Source organism: Gammaproteobacteria bacterium, from assembly GCA_013696315.1.
In the GTDB taxonomy this organism is placed as follows: Bacteria; Pseudomonadota; Gammaproteobacteria; order JACCYU01; family JACCYU01; genus JACCYU01.
Genome location: JACCYU010000132.1, coordinates 1 through 6939 on the forward strand (window position 1 = coordinate 1; position 6939 = coordinate 6939).

The 6939-nt window shown below is 60.2% G+C and carries 7 protein-coding genes and 1 pseudogene; 4 read left to right on the top strand and 4 right to left on the bottom strand.

Annotated features, from left to right (window positions below; genetic code table 11):
• The first annotated feature begins 68 nt into the window (after positions 1-68).
• The 4 genes and pseudogenes from purE (at position 69) to H0V34_07990 (ending at position 3729) form a co-directional block, all read left to right on the top strand.
• A complete protein-coding gene (purE, locus tag H0V34_07975; protein ID MBA2491628.1) occupies positions 69-560 on the top strand; it encodes a 5-(carboxyamino)imidazole ribonucleotide mutase in 492 nt (163 codons plus the stop codon).
• The gene (locus tag H0V34_07980; protein ID MBA2491629.1) at positions 557-1690 is read left to right on the top strand and encodes a 5-(carboxyamino)imidazole ribonucleotide synthase; all 1134 of its coding nucleotides are present in this window, start codon (positions 557-559) and stop codon (positions 1688-1690) included. Before purE ends, H0V34_07980 begins: the two co-directional genes overlap by 4 nt.
• A 127-nt stretch (positions 1691-1817) precedes the next feature.
• Positions 1818-2824 (top strand): annotated as a pseudogene (locus tag H0V34_07985) (oxidoreductase).
• A 371-nt stretch (positions 2825-3195) separates the two neighbouring features.
• Positions 3196-3729: a redoxin domain-containing protein gene (locus H0V34_07990; protein MBA2491630.1), complete on the top strand. Its 534-nt coding sequence runs from the start codon at positions 3196-3198 to the stop codon at positions 3727-3729.
• 4 nt (positions 3730-3733) lie between these two features.
• On the opposite strand, the gene H0V34_07995 is transcribed toward H0V34_07990, so the two are convergent.
• The 4 genes from H0V34_07995 to H0V34_08010 form a co-directional block, all read right to left on the bottom strand.
• Positions 3734-4384, bottom strand: a complete 651-nt coding sequence (locus H0V34_07995; protein MBA2491631.1) for a CoA pyrophosphatase — start codon at positions 4382-4384, stop codon at positions 3734-3736.
• A gap of 34 nt (positions 4385-4418) precedes the next feature.
• Positions 4419-5270 (bottom strand): NYN domain-containing protein, encoded by an 852-nt coding sequence (locus tag H0V34_08000; GenBank protein MBA2491632.1) that lies wholly within the window; start codon positions 5268-5270, stop codon positions 4419-4421.
• A gap of 11 nt (positions 5271-5281) precedes the next feature.
• Complete coding sequence (locus H0V34_08005; GenBank protein MBA2491633.1) at positions 5282-6016, bottom strand: hypothetical protein; 735 nt, start codon at positions 6014-6016, stop codon at positions 5282-5284.
• 271 nt (positions 6017-6287) lie between these two features.
• Positions 6288-6788: a Slp family lipoprotein gene (locus tag H0V34_08010; GenBank protein ID MBA2491634.1), complete on the bottom strand. Its 501-nt coding sequence runs from the start codon at positions 6786-6788 to the stop codon at positions 6288-6290.
• Positions 6789-6939: the final 151 nt, after the last annotated feature.

Here is a 6939-nt window from a genome sequence, read left to right on the forward strand (position 1 = left end):
CCCCAGGTGTTTTGCATAGTCCTGACAACTTGGCGAGAATACCGGCTTTACTGAAGGCAAAGGGTGCGATGAGCAACGTACAGGTCGGCGTGGTGATGGGCAGCGACAGCGACTGGCCGGTGATGCGGCACGCCGCGGTGCGCCTCGAAGACTTTGGCGTAGGCTGCGAGACCCGAGTTGTGTCGGCGCATCGAACGCCGGATCTAATGTACGAATACGCCGGCGCTGCCTGCGCGCGCGGTCTGAAATGCATCATCGCCGGCGCCGGCGGCGCGGCGCATCTGCCGGGCATGCTGGCCGCGATTACCACCGTCCCCGTGCTGGGCGTGCCGATTCCATCAATGCATCTTCAGGGTCAGGATTCCCTATTGTCTATCGTGCAGATGCCAAAAGGCGTGCCAGTCGCGACGTTCGCGATTGGCGAAGCGGGTGCGGTAAACGCGGGGCTGTTCGCGGTTGCGATGCTTGCTGTCAACGATACAAAGCTGGCCGCGAAACTGGCCGCATTCCGCAAGGAGCAGCACGCGGCGGTCACGCAGATGACCCTGCCGCGATCGTGATCCGCCCCGGCGCGACCCTGGGCATGATTGGCGGCGGCCAGCTGGGGCGCATGTTCACGGTCGCCGCGCGCACCATGGGCTATAACGTGATCGTACTGGACCCTGGTGCCGACAGCCCCGCCGGCCGCGTGGCCGACGAACATCTGCGAGCCGCGTATACGGACGAGTTGGCGCTGGAGCGGCTGACGCGCGAATGTGCGGCGGTCACGACCGAATTCGAGAACGTCCCTGCCGGGTCGTTGCGCCAACTCGAGGCGCACGTGCCGGTGCGGCCGTCGTCGCGCGCGCTCAAATTCACGCAGGATCGCATCGAAGAGAAAAATTTCATCCGCCAGAGCGGACTCGCGACGGCGGATTTCGAAGTTATTCAAACCACGGACGATCTGGGACGCGCGTTTGAGTCGCTGACTCCGCCACTGATACTGAAGCGCGCCGCTTTCGGTTACGACGGCAAGGGTCAGGCCGAGGTCGAAAATGTCGGCGCGCTGCGCGAGGCTTTTGACGGACTCGGCAATGTGCCGTGTGTGCTCGAACGGAAAGTGGATTTGCAACTGGAACTGTCCATCGTGCTGGCGCGTTCCAGCGCTGGCGAGACGCGGTGTTTTCCGGCGGCAGAGAACGTACACCGGGACGGAATCTTAAGCATGAGCATCGTGCCCGCGCGCTGCTCGGCAATGCTGGCGGCGCAGGCGCGGCGCGTGGCGGTTACCCTGGCCGACTTCCTGGATTACTGTGGCGTCATGGCGGTTGAGTTCTTCGTAACCCGCGAAGGCCAGTTGCTGGTTAACGAAATCGCACCGCGCCCGCACAACAGCGGGCACTACACCATCGATGCGTGCGTCACCTCGCAGTTCGAGCAGCAGGTGCGAATGCTGTGCGACCTGCCGCTCGGCGACGTGCGGCTGCTTTCGCCCGTGGTGATGGTAAATCTGCTGGGTGATCTGTGGAACGATGGCCAGCCGGACTGGAGCCGTGTATTCAGTCAGCCGGGTACCAAACTGCACCTCTACGGCAAGCGCGAGGCGCGCCCCAAACGCAAGATGGGCCATCTCTGCTGTCTGCACGAAGACGTGGACGTTGCCCTGAAAATGGCACGTGGTGTGCTCGCAAAACTGGGTGGGGTGTCGTAGCGTCCGATCCCAGGTTCCCGGTTTCTTCGGTGCTCGGCCGCCACCGCCATCAAAGCCAACGCTCACGTAATTTCGGCGCCGATCATGTCGGTGTCGCCGCTCACCGTAGCTCACGAGGTTCAATCCGATGCAAAAATTCAGGGGCTTCCGCATTCACTCCGAAAACGATGAAACACGTGCTGGTGTCGTGACGCTCAATCTCGATGAATTATCGGCCGGTGAGGTCGTTATTGAGGCGCGTTTTTCCAGCGTCAATTACAAAGACGCCCTGGCAGGCACCGGTAAGGGCAAAATACTGCGCCGTTCGCCGCTGGTGGGCGGCATCGACGCGTCCGGCGTCGTGGCAGAGAGTGAAGACGACCGCTTCAAGCCCGGAGACGAAGTACTGGTCACGGGCTGCGGTCTGAGCGAGATACACGACGGCGGCTACGCGGAGTACGTGCGGGTGCCCGCCGACTGGGTGATGCGCTTGCCCGAAAGCCTGGATCTGTTTCAGGCGATGGCGCTAGGAACCGCCGGTTTTACCGCGGCGCTGGCGGTCAAGCGGCTTCAGGAGAATCATCAGACTCCCGAACTCGGCCCCATTCTGGTCACGGGCGCGACCGGGGGGGGGTCGGCAGTTTCGCCATCGACATGTTAAGCGGACTTGGCTTTGACGTGGTCGCGATGAGCGGCAAACCGGATGCGGTGGACTATCTGAAATCGCTGGGCGCCGGCCGTGTAGTAGTGGATCGTCATGAGCATAATCAGGACGTGCAGCCGCTGGAGAAACCGCAATGGGGCGGGGTGGTCGACAACGTCGGCGGCGATATCCTCGCCTCACTGATTCCGGCGGTACAGCCCTGGGGCAACGTGGTCAGCATCGGGCTGGCGGCTGGCGTCAAGCTGAAAATGACGGTGATGCCGTTTATCTTGCGCGGCGTGAGCCTGCTGGGGGTGTCATCCTCGAATTGCCCGCAAGCATGGCGGCAACCACTTTGGGAACGTCTGGGCAACGATCTGCGTCCGCGGAACTTCGACAGTATTGTCGCCGAGACCGTAACCATGGAACAGTTACCCGACGTATTCGAACGGATGCTGGCGGGCAAGACACGGGGAAGAGTGGTGGTAAACCTGAGCGGACACGCTGCTTGAGGCGTAACCAGACGCGCGTGCAGCGCATCGCGATGCAGCCAATAACGATACGCTGATCCACATCCTGAACACGATCTCACCCGCTGTCAGTCGGCGGCGCACGTGTTCTCCATGAGCACACAAACAGGCGATGGGTGCCGGCATCGTATCTGGCGTCAGCCGTGACACCCGGCAGCGCTGACTCGATGTCCGATATGACCAGCGTAATTCCAGTGTTTGCGCTTCAAAATAAGGGTCTTCATGGATGGTCTTTTGCGGCGTCTGGCGCAGAATAAATCGTCCACGAGCCTTGCGCTGTTCAGGCTCGGGATGCCTATCATTTCGGGATCGATGCAATGTTCAGTGCAAATTTCAAATCCGTTGCCAGGGTCATGCTGGCAGCATTGTTTTTCGGTACCGGTCCGGGAGGATTGTTGAGCAGCGCCCACGGCGCGCGGCATATCAATCTGCCGCCTTCGGCGCCGCAGTTCACGCAAGTCAGCGCGTCGGCGTGGATCAATTCTAAACCGCTCACGCTCCAGGACCTGCGTGGCAAGGTGGTGCTGCTGGATTTCTGGACGTTCGGCTGCTGGAACTGTTATCGCTCTTTTCCCTGGCTCAAGTCACTGGAGGCGCGCTTCGAAGGGCAGGCGCTGCAGGTTATCGGCGTGCATACGCCCGAGTTCGAGCACGAGAAAGTCAAGGCTAATGTGGTTTCGAAGGTAAAGGAGTTTGGTCTGCGTCATCCGGTGATGATAGACAATGACTTCGCTTACTGGAACGCGATGGGCAACCGCTACTGGCCGGCTTATTACCTGCTCGACAAGCAGGGGCGCATTCGCGCCTCGTTTTTCGGTGAGACACACGCGGGCGATGAACGCGCCGCGGCGGTGGAAACAGCGATCGAGAGACTGCTTGTCGAGTAACGGCTCAAGCCGAGCGCTGGCGATGAGCAGCCGCATTTGTGGCGAGCGCATCAGGCACGTCTATGCCCGCCAGCGCTTGCAGTAGGCTTACTGTCATTCTCGCCGTGGCGCCCCAAAGCAGCTCGCCGCCGTACGGACGATAGCGCACCACCGGCACCGTTCCGGACGGCAGCGGATGCTCATACACCTCGCGATTATCCGGGTCGGACAGCCACTGCATCGGAATCGTGAACGCGCGCGCAACTTCGGCGGGCGCCAAACGCAGCGGGTAAGGCCACGGCATAACCCCGACAAAAGGTGTGATGCGGTAGTTGGTTGTGCTGATCAAGTCGCTTAAGCGCCCGAGGACATCGACGTCGCGCGGCGCGATGCGCATTTCCTCTTGCGCCTCGCGTAGCGCCGTTGCCTCCGGGTTGGCGTCTTCCCGTTCCCTTCGCCCTCCAGGGAACGCGACCTGCCCGCTATGATAATCGTTGCAGTTTTCCGCGCGCCGGATAAAAAGCAGATGCCACCCAGCGTGCGTCTCAATCATGGGAATGAGCACCGCGGCCGAGCGCAGCGCCACGGCGCAGCCATCCGCCGGGCCTGAATTCTCAACGAAAGGCGCCGGGCCCTGGGCCAGCCGGCAGCGCATTTGTTTCAATAACGGATTCATCGTACACAACGTATTCCCGCAATTCCGGTGGCGACTATTCCTCGTGCGCGTAGCTCTTGATGATATAGCCGCCGGATTTCTCGTCGTGCTCGAAGTCCAGCAGGTTGCGCGCCTTGGCTTCTTCCAGCAGCTTGCTGAAGGTGCGAAAGCCATAGTACGACTCGCTGAAGCCTGGTTTGCGCCGCTTGAGCGTCTGCTTGACCATCGACCCCCACACCTTGTCCTCTTCCTCGCGCTCGCCGAACAGCGCCTCCACGGTTTCCATCACCAGGTCCAGCGCCTGCTGCTTCTTGCGCTCTTCGTTTTGTTTCTGATCGTCGCCGCCGGCAGCCGCGGTTTCGGCGGCAGTGTTGCCGGTCGCGGCGCTCTTGTCGCTGCTCTTCTTGCGCGTACGTTTGCGGGCTTCTTTCTTGCGCACGAGGTCGTCATAGAAGATGAACTCGTCACAGTTCGCGATCAACAAGTCGGAGGTCGAATTCTTGACGCCCACGCCGATCACAACTTTGTTATTCTCGCGCAGTTTGCTGACCAGCGGCGAGAAATCCGAGTCGCCGCTGATCACCACGAACGTGTCCACATGCGCCTTGGTGTAGCAGAGATCCAACGCGTCTACGACCATCCGGATGTCAGCCGAGTTCTTGCCCGACTGTCGCACGTGCGGAATTTCGATCAGCTCGAACGACGCCTCGTGCATGGCCTCCTTGAAACCCTTGTACCGATCCCAGTCGCAGTACGCCTTTTTGACAACGATGTTGCCCTTGAGCAGCAACCGCTCCAGCACCTTGCTGATGTCGAACTGGGCATAATTCGAGTCGCGTACACCCAGCGCGATATTCTCGAAATCGCAAAACAGCGCCAGACTGCGCGTGTCTGAAGAGTCAGCCATTAATTCGTCGCTTACGCGGGCGCATGCTCGGCCTTGCCGCCGAAGAACATGATGAACTCCGTGGCGCGCACCTTGCCCATTGGTTCGGGGGCCCGGTATCTTTTGCCGACTTGCCGGTGAGCCGCCTCCATGGCTCGCAGCAACGGCTCGTAAATCCGGGTTTCGAATTCGGCATGGTGGGTAAGGCGGTGCACCATGCAGGTGTACTGAGCGTAAAGCCTGAGGCTGTCCGCGGCGCTGGTTCTTGGCAGCCTTGAGTAGCGGTGAATGATCGCGTCCCAGATCGGGAATACCTCGGGATTAACAAAGTGCAGGAGCTTTGTGGTGCCAATTACCGAGCCCAGGAAATAACGCAGCGGTTCGGTGGCGGCGGCCAGATTTTCGATCTGTGTTTCCGGGATGTCGTCCACGGCCTGGTTATCCAGTTCGAGCGCCGCGGGTTGCATGGCGTGCAGTTCGTTCAACGCCGCCGTCGCCGCCTTGACGGTAGCAAGCGCGGGGTCGAGTTGCTTGATGCTCGCCATCCAGCTGTAGGCGAACGCAAAGCCGATGTAGAGATCCTGCTCGGTGAGCGGCTGGCCGCGCTTTTCCCTGAAATACTGCAAATACCGGTCGTAAGTGTAGCGATACGTGCCGGCCGTGGTTCTCGACGCGGTCAGCGTCTCGTCCAGCCTTTCCAGTCCACCTTCGCGCAACTGTTCAACAAGGCGTTCGCCGGTCTCGGCCAGACGTTCAAATTCGATCATCTTGAGGATTCCCCCGTAAGGCGTGTCGGCGCTGTCGTAGCGCGGCTTATTTGTCGTTATCGTTCAAGAACTGCCACGCCCTCATTCTAGCGCGCGCCCCAAAGCTTGCCTATCGTTTGTACCGTTTCCGCGTGTTCTGGAGGCGGGGAAATCTAGACTAAGGGAATTCGAGAACAGCAAGAGCAGGTTGCGGATGACGATATACGCGCTACTCCTCGACTGCATGCCTTACTGCAATGATTTGTAGACTCGGAGTTTTAAACCACGGATATCAAAACAGGATACCGATACCGAACCCGAAATTGACGCCGGAATCGCGCCGCGCCGCGTCGCTTTCCTCAGGCCAGAGATAAATCCGGTCGGCTTGGACCACGGGATAGGTGTAATCCGCCTCGCCAATCGCACCCTTTTGCGTTTCGTTCAGGGCGCCTTTTATCGTCACCAGGCGTCCCTGGCCGTAGTCCACCGTCTCCAGATAACCCTTTTCCATGGTCAGAAAGCGGCCGGTGGGTTGCGCCGACGTATCGGGACGCTGGCTGCCGTCAAGAGGATAGCCCAGCACCTCCAGCCGCGTGGAATTTTCAAGATTGGTGCTGTTGACGATCGTGCCGCCCCACAGCACCTGATCACCGCGCAATACATCCATCTCGACGCTCGCCTGGCTTGGAGTGACGGTCTGGTTCGCGCCGTCGGTGGAGATCCCGGGACCGCTGGCGCAGGCCGCGAGCAGCAACGCGCAGGCAAGGCTGGAAAAACGGTGGGTCTTGGCCATGGGTGACTGTCCTGTTTACCAGTAATAATAAGGCCGCCGCCAGTAGTAAGGGCTGTAGAAAAAGGGATCGTAGAAAAAAGGATCGTAGTACTAGGGCGAATGCAGATAAGGGTCACGCGCATACTGGTACTCGGGTAGCGGGTCCCATAGA